Genomic DNA, 25,141 nt, shown 5'->3' on the forward strand with positions numbered 1-25,141 from the left:
ATGACAAAAACAACACAACTCCCAAAAAAAAGCCGCAGAACGCGGCTATAAGCAAAAAGTATGAGGTCGATCACGCGGGGTTATTTTATCTTGTGATTTATGTTGCTTTAATGTGTGAAATTGAAGATAGATTATTAAAACGGTCACACAACCAACACCAGGCACAATAAAAAACAAAACCTATAAGAGAGCGAAGCAATGATGAATCAACGTTATGCCGCGATTGATCAGGGAACCACCGGCACCCGGGTCGTGGTGTTCGGCGAAGACGGCAGGCACCATTCGCCGGCCAGCATGCCGCACAAGCAAATCACCCCCAATCCGGGCTGGGTGGAACACGACGCCCTGGAGATTTTGGCGAATATCCGCCGCTGTCTCAGCCAGTGCGACATGGTGGACGCCATCGGTTTAGGGCATCAGGGCGAAAGCCTGCTGGCCTGGGACGCCGACAGCGGCCTGCCGCTGTACAACGCCATCGTTTGGCAAGATCAGCGCACCGAGCCGGAGATCCAGCGCCTGAAACGCGAAGGCGTCGAACCGCTGGTGATGGCGAAAACCGGCCTGCCGCTCGATACCTACTTCTCCGCCAGCAAGATGGGCTGGCTGATGAACAACGCCCCGGGGGCCAGGCAGCTGGCGCAACGCGGCCGCCTGCGGCTCGGCACCATGGACGCTTTCTTCCTGTTCCACCTGTGCGGCCGGCATCTCACCGACTATAACTCGGCCTCGCGCACCTCGTTGTTCAACATCCATACCCTGCAGTGGGACGAGGAGCTGTGCCGTTTGTTCGGCGTGCCGATCGACAGCCTGCCCGAGGTTAGAGACAACATCGGCCACTTCGGCGACGTCGCGCTCAACGGCAAACCGGTGCCGCTGACGGCCTGCATCGTCGACCAGTTTGCCGGCACATACGGCCACGGCTGCCATCAACCGGGGCAGATGAAGATCACCTTCGGTACCGGCGCCTTTTTACAGGCGATCACCGGGCCGCGCCCGATCGACGCCGGCGAGTCCGGCCTGTTGCCCACGCTGTGCTGGAAGCTGCCCGGCGGCGAGCCGGTGTATGGCCTGGACGGCGGCGTTTATAACGCGGCCTCCGCCATTAACTGGGCGAGAAAGATAGGCCTGTTCAACGACTTCGATGAATTCGGCGATTTTCCGGCCCAGCCGGCCATCGCGCGCGGCCTGGCCTTTGTGCCTGCGCTTTCCGGGCTGGCCTGCCCGTATTGGGATCGCTCCGCCGCCGGGGTGTGGGCCGGCCTGTCGCTGGAAACCGAACGCAAGGATCTGCTGCAGTCGATCCTCGAAGGCATCGCCATGCGTTCCGCCGAGGTGATCAACGCCATGGATAAGTTGAAACCGATCGGCGACAGCATTTCGGTGGACGGCGGTCTGTCCGCCAACCGCTATTTCACGCAGTTCCTCGCCAACCTGATCCAAAAGCGCATCGTCACGCCCGCCAACAAAGAGATCACCGCTCAGGGCGTGGCGCAGTTGGCGCGTAAAGGGCTGGGTATGGAACAGCCGCTCAAGGTGCTCAACCGCTATGAAGTGACGGAGCCCGCCGAGGTCGATATGGCGGTCTGGTTCGCCCGCTATCAGGAAATCATCGCGCGCTCGCGCGGCTTACGTTCATCGCAGGAGGAGCACCATGGCTGAGTTCGGTAATTTCATCATCTATATCATCATGGCCGGCACCCTGATCGGCGCGCTGGCGTCGATCGTCAAACCGGAAGGTGAACTGGGGCGCGAGTTCGTCAACGGCATTCACGCCATCGGCCCGGTGTTTCTCGCCCAGGCAGGTATCATGGCGGCGATCCCGATCATCTCTTACCTGATCATGCACAGCATCGGCCCCTTCTTCTCGGCGCTGGGCTCCGACGCCTCAATCGCGGCGCTGGCGGTGATCGCCGTGGACATGGGCGGCTATCAGCTGGCCGACGCCATCGCCGCCAACCGCGACATGTGGATCGTCGCCATGCTGGTGGGATACACCTCCGGCGCCAGCATCGTGTACCTGATCCCGGTCGGGCTTATCATGCTGAACCGCGACGACCATAAATATCTGGCGCTGGGCGCGATGGCGGGCCTGATCAGCATTCCGTTCGCCGTGCTGATCGCCCTGGTGACCATCACCTTCAATAACCTGCCGGTCAGGGAGATCATTTCCACCACCTCGCCCGCCGCGCACTACCTGCAGTTGGACTTCCTGCAGGCGCTGCGGCTGCTGTCGCCGCTATTCGTCCTGTGTTTCCTGCTGGCGCTGGGCCTGAAGCTGCGGCCGGCGGCCATGGTGAAGGGGTTCCTGATCTTCGGCAAGGCGGCGGACGCCTTTATCAAACTGGTGCTGGCGCTGTGCATCATCGAGCATTTCACCGGCGTGTTTAAAAAGGTGTTCGGCGGCTGGGTATTCGATCCGTTATTCGCCGACAAAGACGAATTATTCCGCGCCATCGAGATTGCCGGTTACATCGGCATTATGTTGGCGGGCACATTCCCCATTTGTTATTTGTTCCAGCGCTATTGCCGCAAGCCGATGCATTTCATCGGCAAAAAACTCGGCTTATCAGATACCGGCGCGCTGGGCTTTATTATGGTGTTGGCCAATATCATCGCGGTTTATCACCTGTTCAAAGGCATGCGGGCGCGCGATAAGGTGCTGTGCGTCGCCTTCGGCATCTGTGCGCAGGCCACGTTGGGCGATCACCTGGCGTTTACCGCCAACTTCCAACCTTCGCTGGTGCTGCCGATCATGATGGGTAAATTCCTCGGCGGCATGATTGCCGTGCTGATCGCCATCAAGATCTCGGTGCCGGAAGCCGAATTGCTGGAAAAAGAACAGACGCAAAGGCAAGCGACGGCCATCGCCGCCGCCGCTCGCTGAATTTATCCCTGAGCCATAAAAAATAAACGGGGCGCCGCCTCACGGGAAAGCTGCGCCCTTTTTTTCCCCCACGTTCTAGTTATTGAGAGAGAAAACGGTAATGAGAAAGATATTTTTGGCCTGCCCCTACAGCCACGCCGACGCCAACGTCGTGCAGCAACGCTTTATAGCGTGCAACGAGGTCGCCGCCGCTATCGTGCGCGCCGGCAGCGCCGTTTTTAGCCAGGTCAGCATGTCGCATCCGATCAACCTGTGTTTGCAAGAGCTCGACAAAACCGCCATCGGCAGGCTGTGGGCGCCGATCGACGCCCTGTTCATGGCGGCGATGGATGAGTTGATCGTACTCGATTTGCCGGGTTGGCAAGAGAGCGGCGGCATCAAGCGCGAGATGGACTATTTCGCCGCGCGCGGCTGCCGCGTCAGCCTGTGGTCCGAGGTCGCGGGCGAGTTCAACTGAGGCGTGCGCCCCGCCGCTTAGCGCGACGGGGCATCGGCTTACTTGCCGGTGGCCAATTCGCCGTACACCACCTGGCCGCGGAAACCGCGCCGCACCTGCTGGAACAGCTCGCGGAACGCCGGGTAATCCTGCGCCTGGCACAGCGCCTCCTTGCCGCGGATGGCGTTCACCTGCAGCTGATGATTGACGATCACCTGCTGCCCGTCGCGCCGCCACGCCACACGATAGTCGCCCGCCGCATTGCGGAACTGCCTGTCTTGCGGGATGGCGATGATCGGCACGTTGGCCGGCAGCTGCAGACGGTAGGTTTCGTCGTAGCGCTGCGCGCTGCAGTAGAACGGCGTTTCGTTGCCCGGCGCCGCCGTGGTGGTATACAGCGTGCGGAACGATTTGCCGCCGGGCGGATTGGGCAGCGTCATGCCACCCACCACGCCGAAATCGACGTAGTCGTCCGCCTTGAAGCGGAAGCGGTAACCGAACTGTTTTTTGAGATCCAGCGGATCGCTGTTCATCGCCACCTCGCCGCTGCCGTCGATGCCGGAGGCGGACATGATCGACGCTTCGGCCTGCGCCCGGTTCTGCCGGTTGATCTGCGAGAAGTAGCCCCGCAGGTCAATCTCTTCCACTTCGCTCAGCCGACGCTCGGTTTGCCCGTGCAGATTGCCCGCTTTGTCGAACACGAAATCGACGCTCAGCGCGCTCTTGACCGGCTGCTCGTCGCTGCCCGGCGTGCGCGCCAGCTTGGCGTCGCGCGTCAGCAGCACCGGCGCCCCCAGATCGCCTTCCGGCAGTTGCCCGAAGCGCGCCCACGGATTGGTGGAATCCAGGTACAGTTTGAATTCCGGCACGTAGGTGATGGCGTGATTAAAGCGGCTGAGCAGCGGCACTTTAGGCAGTATCGGGCCTTCGTCCATGCCGATCAGCACCGGCGAGCTTGCAATGCCTTTGGCGGCGAGCAGCGCCTCCAGGATCACCACGTGGTCCTTACAGTCGCCGTAGTGGTTGTCGAGAATGCTCTGCGCCGAATTCGGCTCCAGCCCGCCGTTGCCCAGGTACACCGCCACGTAGCGAATGTTTTGCGCCACCCAGCGATAGAGGGCCTCCGCCTGCTCGCGCCGATCGCTGATGCCGGCGGTGATGTTGTCCGCCAACGCCTGGATGCCCGGCGTCACCTTCGCCGCCGCGCCGGCCTTCAGCTGGTAGGCCTTGGCCAACTGCGGCCACTCGCGGTAGGTGCTGGCCATGATGGTCGGGCTGAAGGTCCAGCTGTCCGCCGCCCAGTTTTGCGATTTCATCGGCGCGCTGCGTGAATAATGCCAGCGCCAGTGCGCCTGCCCGTCGCGGATCTGCGGCTTGTCTCCGCCCGCCACGCCGCGCGTGAAAATATGCATCGGCAGCTTGGCCGGCGCCTGCAGGGTCACTTCGGCATCGTCGAACTGATCGAAAACGCTGAACGTCTCCCACAGGCCGAAATAGTCGGGGAAATACGGCGTGTTTTGCGTGCGGCGCAGCTCATACACCACGCGCGATCCCGGCGCCAGGTTGGAGAACACGATGACGCGCACTTTACGGTCGGCATACAGCGGCGCCGTGGCGCTGGAGTAACTCTCCTGGGTATAGATGCGATCGGGCGCCACGTCGTGGCGCTGGCCGTCGGCGGTCAGCGTGTAGGCGGCGACCACCTCCAGCGTTTCCATTTTTTCGCTGTAGCTCAGGCGGATCTGGCTGAATTTCTCGACCGCTGCCTTGGTCTTCAGCAGCACTTCGTAACTTTCCGTCTTCACGTTGGTGGCGTTGGCGTTGACGCGGTAATCCGCGCGATAGCGTACGAAGCTGAAATCGTTGTTGGCCGTGTCGTTCTGGCCCTGATCCGCCGCGGCGGGCGGTGCGACGGCCAACACGGTGGCCGGGTGCGTCGCCGTCAAACCGGCGAATAACAGCAGGGAAGGAATAGCGATTTTCATCTTCGGTCCTTGAAGGGCAATAAACAGCGACGCCGGGCTACGCGCCCGTCCCGGCGTCAAAACAGTCGGGCACACTAATATAATTGAGAATCATTTTCAATAAACGAACCGTCAACGCCGGGTTAGCCCTGTTCGATCAGCATCACGGCGGTGGTCTCCGGCTCCAGCGCTTCGAAAACGTGCTCGCGATCGGCGGAATAGCTGATGTAATCGCCGGCGCTCAGCTCCTGCGGCTGGTCTGCCGGCCCCAGGCGCGCGCGCCCGCTGCTGATAATCACATGTTCGACGGTGCCGGGAGGATGCGGCCGGGAGAGCTTGGCTTCTCCGGGCTGCACCCGCAGCCGGTAAATGTCGCGCTGCGCCCCCGGCGGGCAGGTGGCCAGCAGCGTGGCGGCGTAGTTGCCCTGCTCCGACAGTGCCGGCGTTCCCTCATGGGCGCGGATCACCTGCACCTGCCTGCTCGGCTGTGAAATCAGCCGGCTGACCGGCACATCCAGCGCCATCGCCAGCGCCCATAGCGTTTCCAGGCTGGGATTGCCGCTGCCGGCTTCCAACTGCGACAGCGTGGACTTGGCGATGCCCGCGCGCTTCGCCAGTTCGGTGACGGACAGGTTCACTCGCTCCCGCTCGCGGCGGATCGCCGCCGACAAGAGGCCGATCGGCGTGATGTTCTGCATTAGGCTATCGCTCATTGTTCGCTATACCATCCATTTGTTCGACTTGACGAACACTCGTATTCATGTTCATCATAATGTTCGATTGTTCATTTTAATGATTGCACCGCTTTGCCGCAAGTGCGGGCAGGCAACGAGGGAAACCACATGAAAACGAAAACGCGCGGCGCAGTGCAAATGATCCTCGCCATGACCATCTCCGGCACCGTGGGGTGGCCGGTGCTCGTTTTAGGGCAGCCGCCCGCGACGGTGGTGTTTTGGCGCTGCGCGTTCGGCGCGCTGGCCATGCTGGCGACCTGCGCCGCACTCGGTCAGCTGAAATCAGGTGCGATCAACCGGCGCCAGCTGAGCTTCGCCATTCTGGGGGGAATCGCCCTGGTGCTCAACTGGACGCTGCTGTTTGCCGCCTATGCGCATGCCTCGATCGCGGTCGCCACCGTTACCTACCACGTTCAGCCGTTCATGTTGGTGGCGCTGGGGGCGCTGCTGTTCGGCGAAAAGCTGACGGCTAATCGGCTGGGCTGGCTTCTGCTGGCGTTCGCGGGAATGGTGTTGATCGTCACCGGCCGGCAAAACGGCGGCGGCGATGACTATCTGCTCGGCGTGGCGCTGGCGTTGGGTGCGGCCCTGATGTACGCCATTGCGGCGGCGATCGTCAAACAGCTGGCCGCGCTGCCGCCGCAGCTGATCGTGTTGATTCAGCTTACCGTCGGCGCGCTGGTGATGACCCCGTTCGCCGGCCTGGCCACGCCGCCTGCGGCCCCGATCGACTGGCTGCTGCTGGCGACCCTCGGCCTGGTGCATACCGGCTTGATGTCCACGCTGCTGTACGGCGCCATTCAGAAGATCCCCACCTCTCTGGTCGGCGCCCTGTCGTTCATCTACCCGGCGGTGGCGATCGTGGTGGACTGGGCGGCATTCGGCCACCGCCTCAGCCTGTTGCAGCTACTGGGCACGCTGGCGATCCTGGGGGCAGCGGCGGGCATGAACTTCGGCTGGCGGCTCTCGCCGGTCGCCCGGCGGGCTGATAAAACCGGTTAATCCCGTCCGGCGGGCAAGCTATGCACAATAAGGCATTCGTCTTGCGCCCGGCGCGGTGCTATTTATTTAAACCGTGTAGGGTAGAAGGAGTTGGCCATGTGGCATCACCGCCTGCAACGGCGCATCCGTTTCAGCTACTGGAACGAACTGTGCGTCGCAAAAAATAAGGGAAGGCGCAAGCCTTCCCTTTTGTCATTCACCGCCCAGCTCAGAAACGATCGGTTTTCACCACCTCGTCGAACGGCAGTTTGCCGATGCGTGGATAAGGCTGCCCCGCCGCTTTGCCGATGGCGACCATCAGCGCGATCTGATAGTGCGCCGGTTTGTTGATGATCTCGCCCACGGCGTCGAAATCAAACCCGTCCATCGGGCAAGAGTCGTAGCCCTGCGCCTTGGCCGCCAGCATCAGCGTCTGGGCGAAGATGCCGCTGCTGCGCATCACTTCGTCGCGCTGTACCTGCGGCTTACCGCGATAATACTGATCGACGGCCGGGATCATGAACTGCTGTACCGGCTCCGCCGCCTCGGCCCAGACGTTTTTTACCTGTGACTCCCAGCTCGACAGATCGCCGCACAGCACGACCAGCATCGACGCGTCGGTGACCTGTGCCTGCCCCCACGCCGCTTCGCGAATTTTCTCGCGCTGGGCGCGATCTTCGATCAGCAGCGGGCGCCAGTGCTGCAGGTTAAAAGCGCTGGGTGCGCCCTGCAGCGCGATAGTCAGCAACGCTTTTTTCTCTTCGAGCGTCATCACGTGCTGCGCATCAAACTGTTTGGTGGCGCGGCGCTGGCTGATTGCGTCTAACGTATTCATTTTACTGCCCCTGTCCATGTGAAAGATCCTATTGTCGCCAACGCGACGCGGCTGTCCAGCCCCCGACGGCTATTTCTGCGCGGTTTCGGCGCGCAAACGGCTGACCTGCGCGGTCAGATCGGGCCACGGCGCCTGACCGGCGTAGTGCTGCCGCAGATAGTTGAGCAGGATGGCGATCTGCGCGTCATCCAGGTTATGGCGGAAGCCCGGCATATAGCCCAGTTCGGCGTTCGCCGGCCGCTGTATGCCATCCAGCACCACGCGAATGGCGTTGTCCGGCGCCTCGGCGAACAGGTTGGTGTTCAGCGCCAGAGAAGGCCGCACCCCCGCCATCTGCGCGCCCTTTTCCTGCGCATGACAAGCCATGCAGGCGCCGGAAAACAGCCGCGCGCCTTGCGAGCTCAGGGGCTCGACCTGCCGCTCCGCCTTAGCGTTCAACGTGGCCGCCGTCGCGCCCGCCGCCGTTTCAGGATGATAGCTGCGCAGATAGACGGCGATCGCCTGCAGATCCGCCTGCGGCAAGCGGGACAACCCTTCTTTGATCACCGGCGCCATCGGGCCGGCGGCCACGCCGTGGTTGGCCGAGTAGCCGGTACGCATGAAATCGACCAGATCCTGCTGCGTCCAATCGAGCGGCGCGGGCGAGCGGCCGGTCAACGCCGGCGCCGTCCAGCCTTCCGCCACGCCGCCGGCCAGGTGGTCGCTACCGGTTTTCTCGCCGAACAACACGTTGCGCGGCGAGTGGCAGGCGCTGCAGTGCCCCAGCCCTTCGGCCAGATAAGCGCCGCGGTTCCAGGCGGCGCTTTGGGCCGGGTTTTCCTGCATCGCGCCCGGCGTCAGGAACAGCAGGTTCCAGGCGAAGATGCCCTGGCGGATATTGAACGGAAAGTGCAGATCGGTGACCGGCGGCCGATAGTTGACCGGCGGCTGCGACATCAGGTAGGCGTACAGCGCCTGCAGATCGTCGTCACTCGTGCGGGTAAAGGCGGTGTAGGGAAACGCCGGATAAAGGTAGCGGCCCTGGCGATCGACGCCGTGGCGCATGGCGCGTTCAAACGCCGCGTAGCTCCAGCTACCGATGCCGGTTTCCACGTCCGGCGTGATGTTGGTGCTGTAAATGGTGCCGAAGGGGATCGCCATCGCCAGCCCGCCGGCGTTGCGCTCGCCGCCTGAGCGGGTGTGGCACACCGCGCAATCGCCGAGATCGGCCAGCGTTTTGCCGCGCGCGATCTGTGCCTCGCTAAAACTGTTCGTCGCATCGGCGGCGAGCGGCGCGATTTCCGGTTGCCAACTGGCGACAACGCCGGCCGCCACCACGGCGAGCACCGTAACCCCGCCCCACCCGGCGATCTTTTTCATCTTACTCATCTTTGCTGTCCTTGTTCGTGACGGGGATTAATGGCCGGCCTGGGCGCGCAGCGCGGCAAGCACCCGCGCCGGCGTAAACGGCACCTCGCGCAGGCGCACGCCGAGCGCGTCAAACAGCGCGTTGCCGATCGCCGCCGCGCTCGGCACCGAGGCGGATTCTCCGGCGCCCATCGGCGCTTCCTCCGGGCGATCGATCAGCTGGATATCGATCTGCGGCAACTCGTCGAAACGCAGGATCGGATAGCCGCCCCAGTCCAATGACGTCACCCCCGTCTTGTTGAAGGTCACAAACTCTTTCAGCACCCGGCTGGCGGACTGGATAACGTTGCCGTGCACCTGATGGCGCACCCCGGCCGGGTTGATCATGCGGCCGCAGTCATGCGCCACGAAGATTTTATCGAGCGTGATCTGCCCGGAGCGGCGGTTGACGCTGAGATCGCACACCCAGGCCGCCCAGGCGGCGCCGAAGCCGGGGAATTTGCTGTGAAAATAGCGCGCATAGGCGAAGCCGCGGCCGCTCACCACTTCGGCGCCGGCGGCGCGCGAGCGGTGCGCCGGGCCGTCTTGCCAGTTCGCCTGCCGTTTCAGGGCTTCAATCAAGGCCACCGCGCGCGGATCGTTCAGATAGCGCAAACGAAACGCGATCGGATCCTCGCCGGCGCGCCAGGCCAGCTCGTCGATCCAGGACTCATGGGCGAACACGTTGGGCAGCGCCGAAACGCCGCGCATCCACGAAGCCCGCACGATCGGCGCGGCGTCCTGGCAGATTACCCGCATGTGCGGATACTCATATGGCGGAATGGCGGTGCGATCGCCCATCTGCTGCACGTCGGCCCGGTTGGCCACTTTGCCGGTCAGCACCAGCGGCAAGGTCACGGCATTGTTGGAGGGGTAGCTGGTTTTCAATTCGTAGGCCGTCACCCGGTTTTGCGCGTCGAGGCCGCCGCGCACCCGAATCAGCTGGCCGGTGCCCTTCGGCTCCCAGCCGGATTCCTGTTCGCGCATCAGCTGCACGCGCACCGGCCGGCCGGTGGCCCGCGCCAGCAGCGCCGCGTCCGCCGAGACGTCGTCGGCGCAGTTGCGGCCATAGCAGCCGGAGGCCTCCATGCGGGTGATGTGCACCTGCCCAGGCGGCAGCTCGAGCAGCCTGGCGATGTCTTTGCGCAGATCGTGCGGGTTTTGCGTGCCGGACCACACCTGCGCCCGCCCGTCTTTGACTTCCGCCACCGCGCAGGAAGGGCCGATCGAGGCGTGCTGATGGTAAGGCCAGACATAGTCGGCCTGCACTTCGGTATGCAGCAATGCCAGCGCGGCGTCAGTGCCCGCGTCGTCGCGCAGCACGCGGTCGGTTTTCGGATTGGCCTCCAGCGCGGCGGGCAGCGCTTCCGGCGACAGATCCGGCAACCCGGCCCAGGGTTTCCATTCGGTTTTCAGTTGGCGCATGGCGGCGATCGCCTGCTCCTCGCGCTCGGCCACGATGCCGATGAAATCGTTGATCACCACCAGTTTCACGATGCCCGGCAGGTGCGCGATCGAGCTTTCATCCACCGACAGCAGGCCGCCGCCCAACGGCGCGCTGCTGTCGGCGCCTACGTATGGCGGGCGCACCACGCGGCCATGCAGCATGCCGGGCAAGCGCAGGTCGTGGACGTAGGTCAGCCCACCGCTGACCTTGGCCGGAATATCGACCCGGGGCACGGCACGGCCCACGTAGTGGTTCTGCCGTTCGCTGTTCAACTGCACGTTTTTATCCAGCATCACGTGCAGATTTTGCCCACTCGCCAGCTGCGCATAGCTCAGCGATCGCCCTGGGTTCCTGGTCACAAATACCTGCCCCGCCGCCGCCGTCAGCTGTTCGGCCGGCAGTTCGAAGGCTTTGGCCGCCAGCGCCGTCAGCATCTGTCGCACCTGCGCCGCCGCCTGCCGCAGCGGCACTGAGGTCACCTGAAGGGTGGCGCTGGCGATGGTCGGCCCCTGATCCGGCGTGCGTTGCGTATCGCCAAGGATCATCGTGACGTGATCAAACGGCACGCAAATTTCATCGGCGACGATCTGCGCCAGCGCGGTGCGAATGCCGGTGCCCAGATCGACGTGGCCGTTGAACGCCGTCACCCGGCCGTCGGCGCTGAGGCTGATAAAGCTGTCCACCCGATCCAGCGGCAGATCGGCGGGCGATGTCACCGCATCGGCGGCGAAGGCGCTCAATGGCGCAGGCAGCAGGCTGCTGACCATCACCACACCGCCGGCCTGCAGCAGCTGGCGGCGGGTCAGTTCGAGGCGGCTCATGCTTGCCTCCGCGCGGCCAGCAGATCGCGGGCACGCTCGGCGGCTTGCAAGATCTCGATATGCGTGCCGCAGCGGCACAGGTTGTAGGCCAATTCTTTCTTGATGGTTTGTTCGTCGGCCTGCGGCTCGCGTTCGAACAGCGCGACCAGCGTCATGATCATGCCGTTGGCGCAGTAACCGCACTGCGCCGCCTGCTCATCAATAAACCCTTGCTGTACCGGATGCGGCGCTTCCGCGCTGCCCAGGCCTTCCAGCGTGGTGACGGATTTGTTTCCTACGGCAGACAGCGGCATTGAGCAGGAGCGTGCGGCGACGCCGTCGATCAGCACCGTGCAGGCGCCACACTCCCCCAGGCCGCAGCCGTATTTGGGGCCGTTCAATTGCAGATCGTTGCGTAAAACGTACAGCAGCGGGGTCTCGGGCGAGATATCGCCGAGTGGAACCACCCGGCCATTAACATTGATTTCCATGGTGAAACTATCCCTTAAACAAACGGATTTAATCCGTAACATCACTGCGACGAATAATTGCGCAGCGTGCTAATAATTATCATCAAAAGACTTGATAATGTTAAGGGAATGTAGTCGCCATGGCTTTAACGAAAAGTGGGTATTTTCTATAAATTTCCTATAGATAAGCTCGGTTTTATGATTGCGCGCCGCGATTATTGGCGTTCGTCAACGCGGCCTCGGCGCCATAACTTTGCCGATCTTTCACTTTAGAAAGCAGAAACCGGCATTTTGCCGCCGGGATCCGCTGACTTATGCTAACCCGGTGTGATGAAACGCGTTTTCATGGCATGTCTTCCGGAACGTTTTGCTTTATTTGTTCGTCGTGAACCCTGGGCCGCGCCTGACTGGTGCGGCTTTTCTTTTTGCCCGGCAGTGCCAGCGGCGGTGAATTTTGCTATGTTAAGCCGCAGATAAGCTTCCCGTTTTCAGCCGCCGGACCGACTCATGTTTACCCATAAAGCAATCGCCGAGCTCAACGCCCTGGAGCTGATGGTTTATAACTACGTCAGCAAACACAAGAATCAAGTGATGTACATGACCATCCGCGAGCTGGCCGAGGCCGCCGGCGTGTCCACCACCACCGTGCTGCGGTTTTGCAAGAAAATGGGCTGTGACGGCTATTCGGAATTTCGCATCCGTTTCAAGCTGTATCTCGAACAGAGCGATGCACCGCCGGTCGATTCCGGCATCGGCGAAATCCTCAGCTTTTTTAAAAGCGTCAGCAACGATGAGTTTAATCAGCTGATCGATCAGGCGGTGCAGCATATCGCCGCCGCCGAGAGAATTATTTTCGTCGGCATCAGCACCTCAGGCGCATTGGGGAAATATGGCGCGCGTTTTTTTTCCAACGTCGGGAAATTCAGCACTCATATCGACGACCCTTATTATCCCGTCAACAGCGACATGTATAAAAACGCGGTGGCGATCGTGCTGTCGGTTACCGGCGAAACCGAAGAGATCCTGCGGCTGGCCAGCCAGTTCAGCCTGCACCACTGCAAGATCATCAGCATTACCAACAACGAAACCTCTTCGCTGGCGCGGCTGGCGGACTTCAACCTCTCCTACCACGTTCCGCAGCATTTGATCGGCGGGCATCACAATATCACCACGCAGATCCCCGTGCTTTACATTATTGAAACCATCGGCAAACGGCTTGGGCATATTAATTCGGCCAAATAAAACAGGCTGTTTTTTTATTGTGACAAATCACTTTCCACGGTGATTTGTTATATCGTGACATTTCTTTCGCTCTTGCTACTCTATTCTCAACGCAGCGTTATTACCCTTCATTAAATAAACCGATGAGACATTGACGATGAAACAGTTGCCGAAGGATTTTCTGTGGGGGGGCGCGGTCGCCGCGCACCAGGTTGAAGGCGGTTGGGATCGGGGCGGTAAAGGGCCCAGCATCGCCGACGTGCTGTCCGGCGGCTCGCACGGCGTGGATCGCGTGATGACCGACGGCGTGCTCGACGGCTATCGCTACCCCAACCACGAAGCGGTGGATTTCTACGGCCGCTATAAGCAGGACGTGGCGCTGTTCGCCGAGATGGGCTTCAAATGCTTCCGCACCTCGATCGCCTGGACGCGCATCTTCCCGAACGGCGACGAAGCGGCGCCGAACGAAGCCGGCCTGCAGTTTTACGACGACCTGTTCGACGAACTGCTGAAATACGGCATCCAGCCGGTGATCACCCTGTCGCACTTCGAAATGCCTTACCATCTGGTGAAGGCCTACGGCGGCTGGAAAAATCGCCGGGTGGTGGAGTTCTTCGTGCGCTTCAGCGAGGTGGTGATGCGCCGCTACCGCGAAAAAGTGAAGTACTGGATGACCTTCAACGAGATCAACAACCAGAGCAACTACCGTTATCCGCTGTTCGGCTACTGCTGCTCCGGCGTGGACTACACCCGGGAAGACAACCCGGAACAGGCGCTGTATCAGGTGCTGCACCACCAGTTCGTCGCCAGCGCGCAGGTGGTCAAACTCGGCCATCAGATCAACCCGGAATTCAAGATCGGCTGCATGCTGGCCTGCGTGCCGTTCTACCCGTACTCCTGCAAGCCGGACGACGTGATGTACGCCGTCGAGGCGATGCACCAACGCTATCTGTATACCGACGTGCAGATGCGCGGTTACTACCCAAGCTACCTGCTGCGCGATTGGGAACGCAAAGGGCTGAAGATAGAGATGCAGCCGCAGGACGCGCAGATCCTGCGCGAGGGCTGCACCGACTACATCGGCTTCAGCTATTACATGAGCAACGCCCTGCAGGCTAACGCGGTGGACGGCAGCGACGGCATGTTCGGCTTCCCGGGCAACGTGCCGAACCCGCACGTCAAGGCCTCCGACTGGGGCTGGCAGATCGATCCGGTCGGGCTGCGCTATTCGCTGAACGTGCTGTATGAACGCTACCAGAAGCCGCTGTTTATCGTGGAGAACGGCTTCGGCGCCTTCGACAAGGTGGAAGCGGACGGTCAGATCAACGATGACTACCGCATCGACTATCTGCGCGCCCATATCGAAGAGATGAAAAAAGCGGTGATTGAAGACGGCGTAGACCTGATCGGCTACACGCCGTGGGGCTGCATCGACTGCGTGTCGTTCACCACCGGCGAGTACAGCAAACGCTACGGCTTCATCTACGTCGACAAACACGACGACGGCACCGGCACGCTCGAGCGCTCGCGCAAGAAGAGCTTCGACTGGTACCGCCGGGTGATCGCCAGCAACGGCGAACAGCTGTAACCGCACGCAGGCAATCAGGTGGCCCTGCTCGCCGCACGCCGCCCATGCCTCACGGCATGGGCATTTTCGCTTATAGTGCCGGGAATGGCGCCCCGACATAATTCTCCGCCAGCATCGTCATGGCGCTGCGCGATTTCACCGTGTACTGCAATTCTGACAGTTGCAGCCGATGCTCGAAAGGCGTGTCGTCCCGACGGGTATGCAGCATGTGGGTCATCCACCAGGAAAAATGCTCTGCGCGCCAGACCCGCTGCAAAGCGGTGTCGCTGTACTCGTCCAGCCGTTGCCAGTCGCCTCGCCGGTAAAATGTTTCCAGCGCCTGGGACAACAGGCAGACATCGGCCATCGCCAGATTCAGCCCTTTGGCGCCGGTCGGCGGCACGATATGCGCCGCGTCGCCCGCCAGCAGCAGGCGTCTGTAGCGCATCGGTTCTGTAACGAAGCTGCGCATGCCGACCACGTTTTTCTGGAAGATACGGCCCTTTTTCAGCGCCCAGCCTTCATGGTTTTCCAGCCGCTGTTCCAGTTCGTGCCAGATGCGATCGTCCGACCATTGATCGACCTGTTCCGCCGGATCACACTGAAAATACATGCGCTGTACACCGGCCGAACGGGTGCTGATCAGCGCAAAGCCGCGCGGATGGCAGGCGTAGATCAGCTCATCGCTGGACGGCGGCGCTTCGACCAGAATGCCGAACCAGCCGAACGGATAGATGCGGGTGTAATCCTGCCGCAGCCCGCCGGGCATCGCCGCGCGGCTGATGCCGTGGAATCCGTCGCATCCGATGACGAAGTCGCAGCGGAGCCGGCGCGGCTGGTCTGCGTGACGGTAGTGAACCTCGGGCTGCGCGCTGTCCAGCGCCTTCAATTCAACCTGCTCCACCTCGAAAAACAGTTGCCCCTGCGCCGCCACACGCGCGGCGATCAGGTCTTTCAAGACTTCGTGCTGGGCATAAACGGTGACGGCGCGGTCGGTCAATCCTGCCAGATCGATGCGGTGCTGACGGCCACCGAATGCCAACCGGATGCCCTGATGCCGCGCCCCTTCCCGCCGCATCCGCTCTCCCAATCCGACCTGGTTGAGCAGATCGACCGTCCCTTGTTCGAGCACCCCGGCGCGAATGGTCGATTCCACCGCCGCCCGGCTGCGCGTTTCCAACACCACCGATTCCACGCCATGCAGATGCAGCAGATGAGACAACATCAAGCCGGCCGGTCCGGCGCCGATTATCGCAACCTGTGTGCGCATAGTATTATTCCCTCACAGCATTTTTATTGAGCGGCGCCGGCAGCGCCGGGTAGCCGGAAAGGTGCTTGGCGATCAACGCCAGCGCCGCGATCAGCGCCGGGATGGCCAGCAGTGTGAATATGGTGCTGAACGACAGCTGCATCTGCATCAGCGCACCACCGCTCATCGCCCCCAGAATGCCGCCAAAACGCCCGAGACCGAGCATCCATGCCACGCCGGTCGCCCGGCTCTGGGTGGGATAAAATCCGGCTGCCAGGGCCGGCATGGATGACTGCGCGCCGTTCATGCAGGTGCCGGCGATGAACACCGTGATCGCCATCAGCGGCGGGTAGCTATAGACAAAGCCGATGATGCCGACGAACAGGCCGGTGAGCAAATAGCCGACGGCCACCACCTTGTGCGGGTTCATGCGATCCATCAACCAACCGATAATCAATACGCCAAGCCCCCCGCCGAGCGGAAACAGCGCGGTGATCAGCGACGCCTGCGTGACGGAAGCGCCGGTTTCACGGATCAACAGGGGCAGCCAACTGGTCAGCAGATAGAAAATCATCAACCCCATAAAGTAAGTCAGGCACAGCATCAAGGTGCCCAGCAGATAGCGACGGGAAAAAATCATCCCCAGCGGCGAGGCCGCCTTTATCTGCCCCTCTTCCTGCAACATGAAATGCGGCGTCTTTGGGAGTGGCGCAATGCGCTTCAACACTTTGGCGATGCGTTCTGCGGCATAGCCGCGCGCAACCATAAAGCGCGCGGATTCGGGCAAGGCGGCGATCAAGACCAGCGCCAGCAGCAGCGGCATAACGCCACCCAGCACCATCACGCTCTGCCAGCCGAAATGCGGGATCAGCCAGGCGGAAGAAAAGCCGCCCAGCGATGAGCCGAGAGGAAAACCGCAAAACATCAGATTCACCATCAGAGCCCGGCAGCGCTGAGGCGCATATTCCGACATCAGCGTGGCGGCATTGGGCATGGCCGCCCCCAATCCCAGCCCCGTCAGGAAACGCAACAACGTCAGCGTCGACAGCGAGCCGGCGAAGGCGGTCAGCAAACTGAAGCCGCCGAACAGCAGCAGCGAGATCACCAGCACTTTCTTGCGCCCGATGCGATCCGCCAACGGCCCGGCGGCCAACGCGCCCACCGCCAGGCCGACCAAAGCAGCGCTCATCACCGGCCCCAGAGAGGTTTTTTCTATTCCCCATTCCTGCACCAGCGACGTGGCAATGAAACCGATAATGGCGGTATCGAAGCCGTCCAGCGCTACCGCTAAAAAACACAAAACCAGTATCAACCACTGGTAGCGAGAAAATGGCTGGTCATCGATAAACCCTCGGATTTCTACGTTGTTATCGTGTGGCATGGCTTGCTCCTCAGGGGGTGCGGCAACCCTCACCGCACAGAACAACCGGCTGCGTACCGGCAAGAGGGTTAATTTGTGCGATTATCGGAACATAGTTCGTTAATCGACAATTAAATCAAACCATCCCACGGCGAATGCTTCAATATTGTTAAAACAATAAGCGTGCGATAAACGAACATCAGAGGACGGTAAATAAAATAATTTTATTTACTATTAATTGGATGGGATTGTTTTTTCCGTTACCACAGAATGAGGGTTTGTGATTCAATTAACATTTCAGAAACATTGCCACTGCCCTGTTTGGCGCTGACCATCGGCCTGAAGGCACAGACGCTTTTCGAACGGCGCTCGCCCTCTAAAAAGGGAGCGAGCGCAAGAAACGCCCTTATTGACTCAGAGACGCCTGCCCGGCGGCGAGGTACTTCGCCATTTCCGCCGGCGGCACCATGCCGCCACCGGTCGCCCACACCAGGTGCGTCGCCTGCGCCAGGTTCTCTGTGCTGATGCCTTGTTCGCTGAGCTGCCGCGCCTGGGCCGCAACGCGCCACGGCCCGGCCATGCCGGCCAGCGCGGACGGCTCCAGCTGGATATGCTCGTGCTTGTCCAACAGCCCGAGCAGCGCAAACATCTCTTCGTCGCTCAGGGTGTAAAATGCGCTCAACAGACGCTCCATCGCCCGGCCGACAAAGCCGGAGGCGCGTCCCACCGCCAGCCCGTCCGCCGCGGTGCGGTTATCGATGCCAAGATCCTGCACCGCAATGCCGTCGTGCAGCCCGCTGTAAACGCCGAGCAACATGCAGGGCGAATGGGTCGGCTCGGCGAAAACGCAGTGAACATGGTCGCCGAAGGCCAGCTTGAGGCCAAACGCCACGCCGCCCGGCCCACCGCCGACGCCGCACGGCAGATACACGAACAGCGGATGCTGTGCGTCCACCACGATGCCCTGTTGGTCAAACTGCCGCTTCAGGCGGCCGCCGGCCACCGCGTAGCCGAGAAACAGGGTTTGCGAGTTTTCATCATCGATAAAGAAACAGCGCGGATCGCTCGCCGCCTGCTTGCGCCCCTGCTCGACCGCCACGCCGTAATCTTCGGCGTACTCCACCACCGTGACGCCGTTGTCGCGCAGCTTTTGCTTCTTCCACGCCCGCGCATCCGCCGACATGTGGACGCTGACGTCAAACCCCAGTCGGGCGCTGATGATGCCGATAGAGAGCCCCAGGTTGCCGGTCGAACCGACGGCGATGCGGTACTGGCGGAAGAACTGGCGAAACTCGTCGGAAAACAGCCGGGCGTAGTCGTCGCCGATCTGCAGCAGCCCCGCCTCCAGCGCCAGCGTCTCCGCGTGCGTCAGCACCTCGTAGATGCCGCCGCGCGCCTTGATTGAGCCGGAGATCGGCAGATGGCTGTCCTTTTTCAGCAGCAGCTTCCCGCCAAGCCGCAGCCCATAGCGCAGGTCCAACGCCTGCTGCATGGCGGGGATCGCCACCAGCTCGGATTCGATGATCCCCTTTGTCGGCCGGGTTTCCGGGAAGGCCACGGCGAGATAAGGCGCAAAGCGCGCCAGGCGCTGCTCCGCGGCGGCGACGTCGGCGGCGGTCAGGCCGACATGGGGCAAGCCTGCGGCCAGCGTTGTCGCGCGCGGATTGAACCAGGTGATAGGCTCGAGGGCGACCATTCGTTGCAACAGCGGATGCTGCGCAACCCACGGTTGAATCTGTGATTTTTGCATAAGTGTCCCTGACTGATTTGGCGTTGCCGTCACCATGCCGCGAACGCCGGCGGCTGACAAATGATAAATACTGAGCTTGAGATGCAACAGATTGATGCAAGCGCGGCGCTACCCGGCCGCGACGCCAAACCAGATCAGAATACCCGCCACGCCCGGCAAAATCGGCGCACCGCCGGTTTTCGCGGCGGTGCCGCCGGGAATGCCGAGGGAAACCAGCGCCGATGCGTTAAGTGCTGCGCTCTCGATGCATCTTTTATCCGCTAACCCCGCGCCGCCGCTTCCAGGCCGGCGATATCGATTTTGCCCATCAGCAGCATCGCTTCCGTAACCCGCCGCACGCGGGCGGCGTCGGGATCGTTCATCAGTTCGGTCAGACGCCGTGGCACGATCTGCCAGCACAACCCCCAACGATCGCGCAGCCAGCCGCACTGCTCCGCCTCGCCGCCCACGCACAACGCGTCCCACAGCCGGTCGACCTCCGCCTGATCGTCGCATTCCACCATCACGGAGAAGCTGTGGTTGAACGGATCCAGCGGCCCGGCTTCGATCGCCGCATAGCGCTGGTCGCCCAGGGTGAAGGAAGCCAGCTTCACGCTGCCGGCCGGGCCGCTCGGCGTATCCGCCGGCAGATCGGAAAACCAGTTCACGGACGAACCGGGGATCAGCGCGACATAGCAATTCAGCGCCGCCTCCATGTCTTTTTCAAACCACAGATGTTGCGTAATTCTGGCCATCTGCGCCTCCTTCAGGTATCGAGGATCGGCGCGAACCCGCCAAAGATCATGCGCTTGCCGTCAAACGGCATCTCGCCCAGCGCCTTCATGCGCGGATCGTTCATCATTTTCTCGTTGGCGGCGTCGCGCACCGCCTTGGAGGGGTACTCTATCCAGCTGAACACCACCACTTCGCCTTCCTGCGCCTTCACCGCGCCGCGAAAGTCGGTAAGTTTGCCGTCGGGCACATCATCGCCCCAGCACTCCACGACGCGCGTAGCGCCAAACTCTTTAAACAGCGGCGCCGCTGCGGCCGCCAACCGGTGATATGCCTCCTTATTGGCGGCCGGCACCGCCACCACAAACCCGTCTACGTATTTCATTCTGATATCCTCTTGTCTGATTAAGGACAGTCGGTTCAGCGCGGGCAAAGTAGTCCGCGCCCCCTACCAGTTTAGACGGCGGGCGTGCGGCACGGATCGGAAGTTCAGCGGTCAGGATCGTTCGGCGGGCAAGATTCCGGCGTGGCGACCCGGTTACGGCCGGCGTTTTTCGCTTTGTATACCGCCAGATCCGCCAGTTTGAGCAGGTCGGCCAGGCTGTGGCCGGAACCGCCCGGGCAGGTTACCATGCCGATGCTGACGGTGATCTGCAGCGGATGGCCGGCCGGCATGGTGATCGATTCCGCCTCAATGCGTTGCCGCAGCCGTTCGGCCAGCTGCACCCCCTGCTGCGGCTGGCCGAGCGTCGAGACGATGGCGAACTCTTCCCCGCCCATGCGGCCGAACAGATCATCGACGCTCAGATCGGCGGCAATCGCACGGGTAAACGCCATCAGCGCCTGATCGCCACCGGCGTGGCCGAAACGATCATTGATCGATTTGAAGTAATCGATGTCGAGCATCATGACGCACACCAGCTCGCCTTTCTGGTCTATCACTCGCTCGCCGCGCTGCATAAACGCATTGCGCGTCAGCACGTGGGTCAACGCATCGTGACTCGCCACGTGCTCCAGCGTGCGCAACAGCGCGTTGCGCGCATAGTTCATGCTGGCGACGGCAATCGGCCCCAGCGCCAGCAGCGCGATGCCCAAACGCATCGATACCGTGTTCTGCAGCACCTTCATGTCGAGCGTGGTGCTCAGCAACCCGAAATCGATCGCCAGATGGCACCACAGCACATAAACCAGCACCGCGATCATGGTGCTGAACAGCGAAAAGGACATCGCCAGCCACAGCAGCACCGGCATGGGAAAGATCACCGCGCCGGGGCCGCCGATCAGCACGCTGCAGACCGCCGCCAGCGCCAGCAGCGCCAACACCGCCATTTTCCGCCCCGCCTGCGGCCATTGGCTGCGCTGCGTCAACATGGCGCAGGCCACGCGCAGGCGATAGCGCCAATCAGCGGGAAACACCAGAATAAACGGCATCAGCGTGACGTAGTTGGTGAATTCGGACGAGAACCACAGCGCCAGCGAGGTTAAATAGGGCCTGCCGAACAGCCACTGCGAGACTCCCGCGCCCACCACACCGGTCGCGGCGGCGGCGGCCAGGCAAATACCGAACAGGTACATGCTGGAGGCGCCGCGCTGCAGCATGCGCGCCGGCGGCGACAGCCGCATGAACAGCAGATACCCCACCACCACGCCGGTCAGATTGGCGGCGTTCAGCAGCAACGCCTTTTGCAGCGAGCTGCCGGTCAGCAGATCCGCCGCCAGATACCCCAGCACCGCCATGCCCCAGCCGGCGCGCGTAGCCCACTGCGGGCAGCGCACCAGAACCGCCAGCAGTACGGCGTTGACCGGCCAGAATACCGCCAAAAATCCGACGGGACGGCTGACGATGCCCAGCAGGCAAGCCGCGAACACCAACAAAAAGACGGTGAGTGCGGGCCAGATTTTCCGGGTATCGGACAACGAGGTGGTTTGCATCTTGGATCCAGAGACTTCTGCTGTGTAAGGTGACAATCTGTTCGTGTCACAACCGTCGACGATGAGGAGAAGATAAGCGGCCGACCCGCCTATTATTGCCAGTTTTAGCGGCCCGAGCACCTGTTTATTCATCAAGGGAAAATATATTTGTGTATCAATGTATTGACGGCAGTTGCTCGTCTGGCGCAGAAACTGCTGAAGCAGCCACGCCCAAGCCGGCCTGACACCGGCAAAAACCGCCGTCTTGTTCCTAAAAAGTAAAATAAGATTGGGCGATGTGCGGAGACATTTATAGTTGGAAATATTTATCGATACCAAGAATAGTTCTTCTTAACACTCATTGAAGGCTACACCAGCGAGAAAATCCATCAGCGCACGGTTGAACAACGCCGGCCGCAGCAGCGACGCGAAGTGACTGGCGCACGGCAGCGCCGCCAGACGCGCGCCGTCATAGTTGACACAGCCCTGCCTGGAAGCGGGTCAACTCGTCGTCGGTTTGCATCTTTTCCTCCTCATTCGCCGACGTTGTGCGCCAACAAGGCATCGAAGGATGTATAGATCGCACCGGCGAGCGGTGCCGTTCGCTTTCCCGACATATACTTAAGGGAGGAATCGCAATGGAGGACGGTGAGATGAAGAAGATTACTCTCGTGTTTTTGATGCTGATGCTGAGCGGGTGCATCGGCGGCGGTGGCGGCCCGTCGAATGCGCCTCCGGCCTCGCCGAATGAGCCTTATACCTGCACCAAATCCAGCGCCAACAGCGACTGTTCGCAATCGGTGGAGCCGTCGATGTACTAGCCGCATTCGGCGGGCCGTCGCTTAACGGCCCGCCGCCTCAAGGCTGAACTAGGAGGAGTGTTCCTCTTCGTTGGCCTGATATCGCGTCGCCTGCTGCTTCATAAACACCACTTCCTGCGGGCTGGACAGGCTGACACGCTGCGCGCGCAGCAGCTTGAGGATGTTGAACAGCAGTTCGCTCTTGGTCGCGCCGACCATGCGCGGGCTCGGCACATAGCCGGTCACGCTCAGGATAATGCCGTCCGGCCCCAGCTGGCTGAAGCGCACGTAAGGCGCCGGCGTTTCCAGGATGTTTTCGTATTCGTGGTAAGCGTTAAGCAGAATATTGCGCACCTGCTCCGGATCAATGTCGGTCGGAAACGTCAGCGCGATGGTCACCACCCCTTGCGCGTTGCCCATGGTGGCGTTGCGCACGTTCTGCGAGATCAGCTGCGAGTTCGGTACGATCATGGTGGAGCGGTCGCTGAGCTGGATTTCGGTGGCGCGCACGTTGATGCGCCGCACGTCGCCTTCCACGCCGCCGATGCCGATCATATCCCCCACCTTCACCGGGCGCTCGGTCAGCAGGATCAGGCCGGAAATAAAGTTCTTCACGATCTCCTGCAAACCGAAACCGATGCCGACCGACAGGGCGCTGACGATCCACGCCAGGTTGCTCCACTGGATGCCCAGCGCCGCCAGGGTGATCAGTATCACCAGCACATAGCCGATATTGCTGAACAGCGTCACCAGCGAGGCGCGGATGCCGACGTCCGAGATGGTTTTCGGCAGCAGTTCAGATCCCAGCCAGCGCCGCACCGCGCGCAGAATATAGATGCCGATCGCCAGGCAGATCACGGCGTTGAGCAGGTTGCCGGGCACGATGTTGAAACGCTGCAAGCCTTCACCGGTCAGGATGGAGACGATTTTCTCCATCAGCGAGCCCGGCGTGGTGCTGCCGAACGAGCCGTTGAACAGCGAGACAATCATCAACAGCAACAGCGAACATTTGGCCAGCGCCGTGGTGATGATCGCCATCTGCTCCAAATGGCGATCCTTGAAGCTGAGCGTTTTCTTCAGCATCTTGCCGCTGACGGTCTGCGGCGAAAACAGCGCGGCGCACAAATCGGTGGCGAACAGCACCATAAAATAGAACGCCATCAGCACCAGCACCACCCAGATCAGTTGGTAGGTCAGGAAGCGGGCGAAGGCGATGTAGCCGATAAGCAGGGAAAACAGGATCACCACCGAACAGACCAGGGTGACGAGGTGCACCAGCCCGCTGACCAGCGTGCGCTTTTCCAGGTGCGCGCCCTGCTGTTCCAGCCGGCGCCGAATGCGCTGGCCGCGCAGCGGCGCCGCCAGCAGCACCATGCCGATCAGCCCCGCCACCAGGCCGTTGCCGAAGATGGTGGTGGCCAATGAGGCGCTGACGACGTTGTTGATCAGCTCCACGGTGCCGAACGCCAACGCCAGGCCGGCCAGCAGCGGCGAGAAGTAACGCAGCCCGGCGGCCACCTCGTTATCCATGGAAGCCAAGCGCCACGACGGGCGATTCAGCGACAGCGCCGCACGCCCCAGCCCGGCGATCAGCGCGCAGAAAATCCCCAGACGGTTAAAGCCTTCGGCGAAGTCTTCCAGCATCACCGGCAGCGGCTGCACGCGAACAAAGACGTAATACAACAGGTTCAGCGCGATAGAGGTGGTGATCACCGTCACCACCACGGTGACGAGCGCCATAAAGCTGCGGCGCAGACGCCCGTCCGGCAGGAAACGGATGCTGACCCAGGCGAGGAAACGCTCGGAGAAATAGCGCCCCCAGGACCAGACAATCACCGCCAGCGCCAACAACGCCAGCGTGCCGTAACGCCACTCGTCCTGCCAACTGGCATCCCAGGCCGCTTTCATCTCGGCGTTGAACTGATCCAGCCGCTGCACGTCATTTTCGGACGGCTGCAGCACCGGCGCCCAGAATTTGATGCCCAGAATGCTGCCGGTATTCAGTGCCAGCTGGGTTTTAAACGCCACCCGGCGCAGATCGCCGATCTGTTGCCCGAGCTCGAAGGCGCTGGTCTTGATGGCCTGAGCGCGTTTTACCGCATCGTCCAGCTGTTTCTTGCTATTGTTCAGCGCGTTGCGCTGCTGGGCCACCGCCGGGGTTTCCGGCAGCGCGCCGGCAGCCGGGGCCGGCCCCAGGACGTCCAGCTGCGCTTTCAGTTTGTCCTGCTCGGGCTGCAGATCGGTGGCGAGCTTTTCCATGCTGGCGACCAGATCGTCGGTCGCCAGCCGCAGTTTGCTGAGCTGTGTATCGGTGGTCGCTTTGGAAACCAGCTGCTTCATGCTGTCCAACTGCTTTTGCGCGGCTTTCAGCTGCGTAGCGGGATCGGGCGCGCTTTCGGCGGCGGGATCATCCTGGGCGGCGGCGACGGCGCCGAACGGCGTCAGTTGCAAACCAAACAGCAATAACAACAACAGCAGGAACGGGCGAGGCTTTAACATAAATTCAGTGCTCAGCATCATTATCTGATAGACAGACGAACAGGCGGCGGATGAACCGTCGCTTAACCATAAACGCTAATTATAATAGCTGCTTAATGTCGGCCGAAATACAGTAATTATTCCCATTGTGTGCCAC

Annotated in this window: 21 protein-coding genes; 8 read left to right on the forward strand and 13 right to left on the reverse strand. The window is 61.5% G+C overall.

The annotated features are described in order from the left end of the window. The first annotated feature begins 198 nt into the window (after positions 1-198). From ABTW55_RS23990 to ABTW55_RS24000, 3 genes are all read left to right on the forward strand, one after another. Positions 199-1,659 (forward strand): glycerol kinase, encoded by a 1,461-nt coding sequence (locus ABTW55_RS23990; protein ID WP_060421145.1) that lies wholly within the window; start codon positions 199-201, stop codon positions 1,657-1,659. Next, positions 1,652-2,884 carry an ethanolamine utilization protein EutH gene (eutH, locus tag ABTW55_RS23995; protein WP_039566054.1) on the forward strand — a complete coding sequence of 411 codons (1,233 nt, stop codon included), beginning with the start codon at positions 1,652-1,654 and terminating at the stop codon, positions 2,882-2,884. The genes ABTW55_RS23990 and eutH overlap by 8 nt, the downstream gene beginning before the upstream one ends. 100 nt (positions 2,885-2,984) lie before the next feature. Continuing rightward, on the forward strand, positions 2,985-3,341 hold the full coding sequence (locus ABTW55_RS24000) for a DUF1937 family protein (RefSeq protein WP_039566053.1): 357 nt from the start codon (positions 2,985-2,987) through the stop codon (positions 3,339-3,341). A gap of 38 nt (positions 3,342-3,379) precedes the next feature. Here the strand turns inward: ABTW55_RS24000 and ABTW55_RS24005 are convergent, their stop codons facing one another. Then, a complete protein-coding gene (locus ABTW55_RS24005) occupies positions 3,380-5,305 on the reverse strand; it encodes a DUF3857 domain-containing protein (protein ID WP_033648359.1) in 1,926 nt (641 codons plus the stop codon). Between the two features lie 122 nt (positions 5,306-5,427). After that, a complete protein-coding gene (locus ABTW55_RS24010) occupies positions 5,428-5,997 on the reverse strand; it encodes a helix-turn-helix domain-containing protein (protein ID WP_033634588.1) in 570 nt (189 codons plus the stop codon). 129 nt (positions 5,998-6,126) lie between these two features. Between ABTW55_RS24010 and ABTW55_RS24015 the strand changes: the two genes are divergently transcribed. Beyond that, positions 6,127-7,020, forward strand: a complete 894-nt coding sequence (locus ABTW55_RS24015) for a DMT family transporter (protein WP_060421148.1) — start codon at positions 6,127-6,129, stop codon at positions 7,018-7,020. A 208-nt stretch (positions 7,021-7,228) separates the two neighbouring features. On the opposite strand, the gene ABTW55_RS24020 is transcribed toward ABTW55_RS24015, so the two are convergent. The 4 genes from ABTW55_RS24020 to ABTW55_RS24035 all read right to left on the reverse strand — a co-directional run bounded on the left by ABTW55_RS24020 (position 7,229) and on the right by ABTW55_RS24035 (position 11,958). Beyond that, on the reverse strand, positions 7,229-7,834 hold the full coding sequence (locus tag ABTW55_RS24020) for a nitroreductase family protein (protein ID WP_060421153.1): 606 nt from the start codon (positions 7,832-7,834) through the stop codon (positions 7,229-7,231). Between the two features lie 69 nt (positions 7,835-7,903). Further along, positions 7,904-9,202, reverse strand: a complete 1,299-nt coding sequence (locus ABTW55_RS24025; RefSeq protein WP_060421156.1) for a cytochrome c — start codon at positions 9,200-9,202, stop codon at positions 7,904-7,906. Positions 9,203-9,229: 27 nt separating this feature from the next. Then, the gene (locus ABTW55_RS24030) at positions 9,230-11,488 is read right to left on the reverse strand and encodes a molybdopterin cofactor-binding domain-containing protein (RefSeq protein ID WP_060421157.1); all 2,259 of its coding nucleotides are present in this window, start codon (positions 11,486-11,488) and stop codon (positions 9,230-9,232) included. Further along, entirely contained in the window at positions 11,485-11,958 is a 474-nt protein-coding gene (locus ABTW55_RS24035; RefSeq protein ID WP_060421161.1) for a (2Fe-2S)-binding protein, read from the reverse strand. Before ABTW55_RS24035 ends, ABTW55_RS24030 begins: the two co-directional genes overlap by 4 nt. A 486-nt stretch (positions 11,959-12,444) precedes the next feature. On the opposite strand from ABTW55_RS24035, the gene ABTW55_RS24040 reads away from it, so the two are divergent. Further along, the gene (locus ABTW55_RS24040) at positions 12,445-13,179 is read left to right on the forward strand and encodes a MurR/RpiR family transcriptional regulator (RefSeq protein WP_033648369.1); all 735 of its coding nucleotides are present in this window, start codon (positions 12,445-12,447) and stop codon (positions 13,177-13,179) included. 130 nt (positions 13,180-13,309) lie between these two features. Further along, positions 13,310-14,746: a 6-phospho-beta-glucosidase gene (locus ABTW55_RS24045; RefSeq protein WP_101426945.1), complete on the forward strand. Its 1,437-nt coding sequence runs from the start codon at positions 13,310-13,312 to the stop codon at positions 14,744-14,746. 70 nt (positions 14,747-14,816) lie between these two features. Here the strand turns inward: ABTW55_RS24045 and ABTW55_RS24050 are convergent, their stop codons facing one another. The 3 genes from ABTW55_RS24050 to ABTW55_RS24060 all read right to left on the reverse strand — a co-directional run bounded on the left by ABTW55_RS24050 (position 14,817) and on the right by ABTW55_RS24060 (position 19,084). Further along, positions 14,817-15,995 carry a 4-hydroxybenzoate 3-monooxygenase gene (locus ABTW55_RS24050; RefSeq protein ID WP_033653116.1) on the reverse strand — a complete coding sequence of 393 codons (1,179 nt, stop codon included), beginning with the start codon at positions 15,993-15,995 and terminating at the stop codon, positions 14,817-14,819. A 4-nt stretch (positions 15,996-15,999) separates the two neighbouring features. Further along, positions 16,000-17,355: an MFS transporter gene (locus tag ABTW55_RS24055; RefSeq protein ID WP_041035185.1), complete on the reverse strand. Its 1,356-nt coding sequence runs from the start codon at positions 17,353-17,355 to the stop codon at positions 16,000-16,002. A 385-nt stretch (positions 17,356-17,740) separates the two neighbouring features. Continuing rightward, positions 17,741-19,084 (reverse strand): D-serine ammonia-lyase, encoded by a 1,344-nt coding sequence (locus ABTW55_RS24060; protein ID WP_060421164.1) that lies wholly within the window; start codon positions 19,082-19,084, stop codon positions 17,741-17,743. Between the two features lie 81 nt (positions 19,085-19,165). Between ABTW55_RS24060 and ABTW55_RS24065 the strand changes: the two genes are divergently transcribed. After that, positions 19,166-19,348, forward strand: a complete 183-nt coding sequence (locus tag ABTW55_RS24065; protein WP_154609294.1) for a hypothetical protein — start codon at positions 19,166-19,168, stop codon at positions 19,346-19,348. Here the strand turns inward: ABTW55_RS24065 and ABTW55_RS24070 are convergent. From ABTW55_RS24070 to ABTW55_RS24080, 3 genes are all read right to left on the reverse strand, one after another. Continuing rightward, entirely contained in the window at positions 19,345-19,818 is a 474-nt protein-coding gene (locus tag ABTW55_RS24070; protein ID WP_033634598.1) for a VOC family protein, read from the reverse strand. The genes ABTW55_RS24065 and ABTW55_RS24070 overlap by 4 nt on opposite strands. Before the next feature lie 11 nt (positions 19,819-19,829). Further along, positions 19,830-20,180, reverse strand: a complete 351-nt coding sequence (locus ABTW55_RS24075; protein ID WP_033634599.1) for a DUF1428 domain-containing protein — start codon at positions 20,178-20,180, stop codon at positions 19,830-19,832. 104 nt (positions 20,181-20,284) lie between these two features. Continuing rightward, complete coding sequence (locus tag ABTW55_RS24080; protein WP_033648375.1) at positions 20,285-21,727, reverse strand: diguanylate cyclase; 1,443 nt, start codon at positions 21,725-21,727, stop codon at positions 20,285-20,287. A 632-nt stretch (positions 21,728-22,359) separates the two neighbouring features. On the opposite strand from ABTW55_RS24080, the gene ABTW55_RS24085 reads away from it, so the two are divergent. Continuing rightward, the gene (locus ABTW55_RS24085; RefSeq protein ID WP_223181989.1) at positions 22,360-22,527 is read left to right on the forward strand and encodes a hypothetical protein; all 168 of its coding nucleotides are present in this window, start codon (positions 22,360-22,362) and stop codon (positions 22,525-22,527) included. A 48-nt stretch (positions 22,528-22,575) separates the two neighbouring features. On the opposite strand, the gene ABTW55_RS24090 is transcribed toward ABTW55_RS24085, so the two are convergent. After that, on the reverse strand, positions 22,576-25,005 hold the full coding sequence (locus ABTW55_RS24090; protein WP_060422313.1) for a DUF3772 domain-containing protein: 2,430 nt from the start codon (positions 25,003-25,005) through the stop codon (positions 22,576-22,578). Between the last annotated feature and the right edge of the window lie 136 nt (positions 25,006-25,141).

It is taken from the genome of Serratia sp. SM04, from assembly GCF_040280225.1.
In the GTDB taxonomy this organism is placed as follows: domain Bacteria; phylum Pseudomonadota; class Gammaproteobacteria; order Enterobacterales; family Enterobacteriaceae; genus Serratia; species Serratia sarumanii.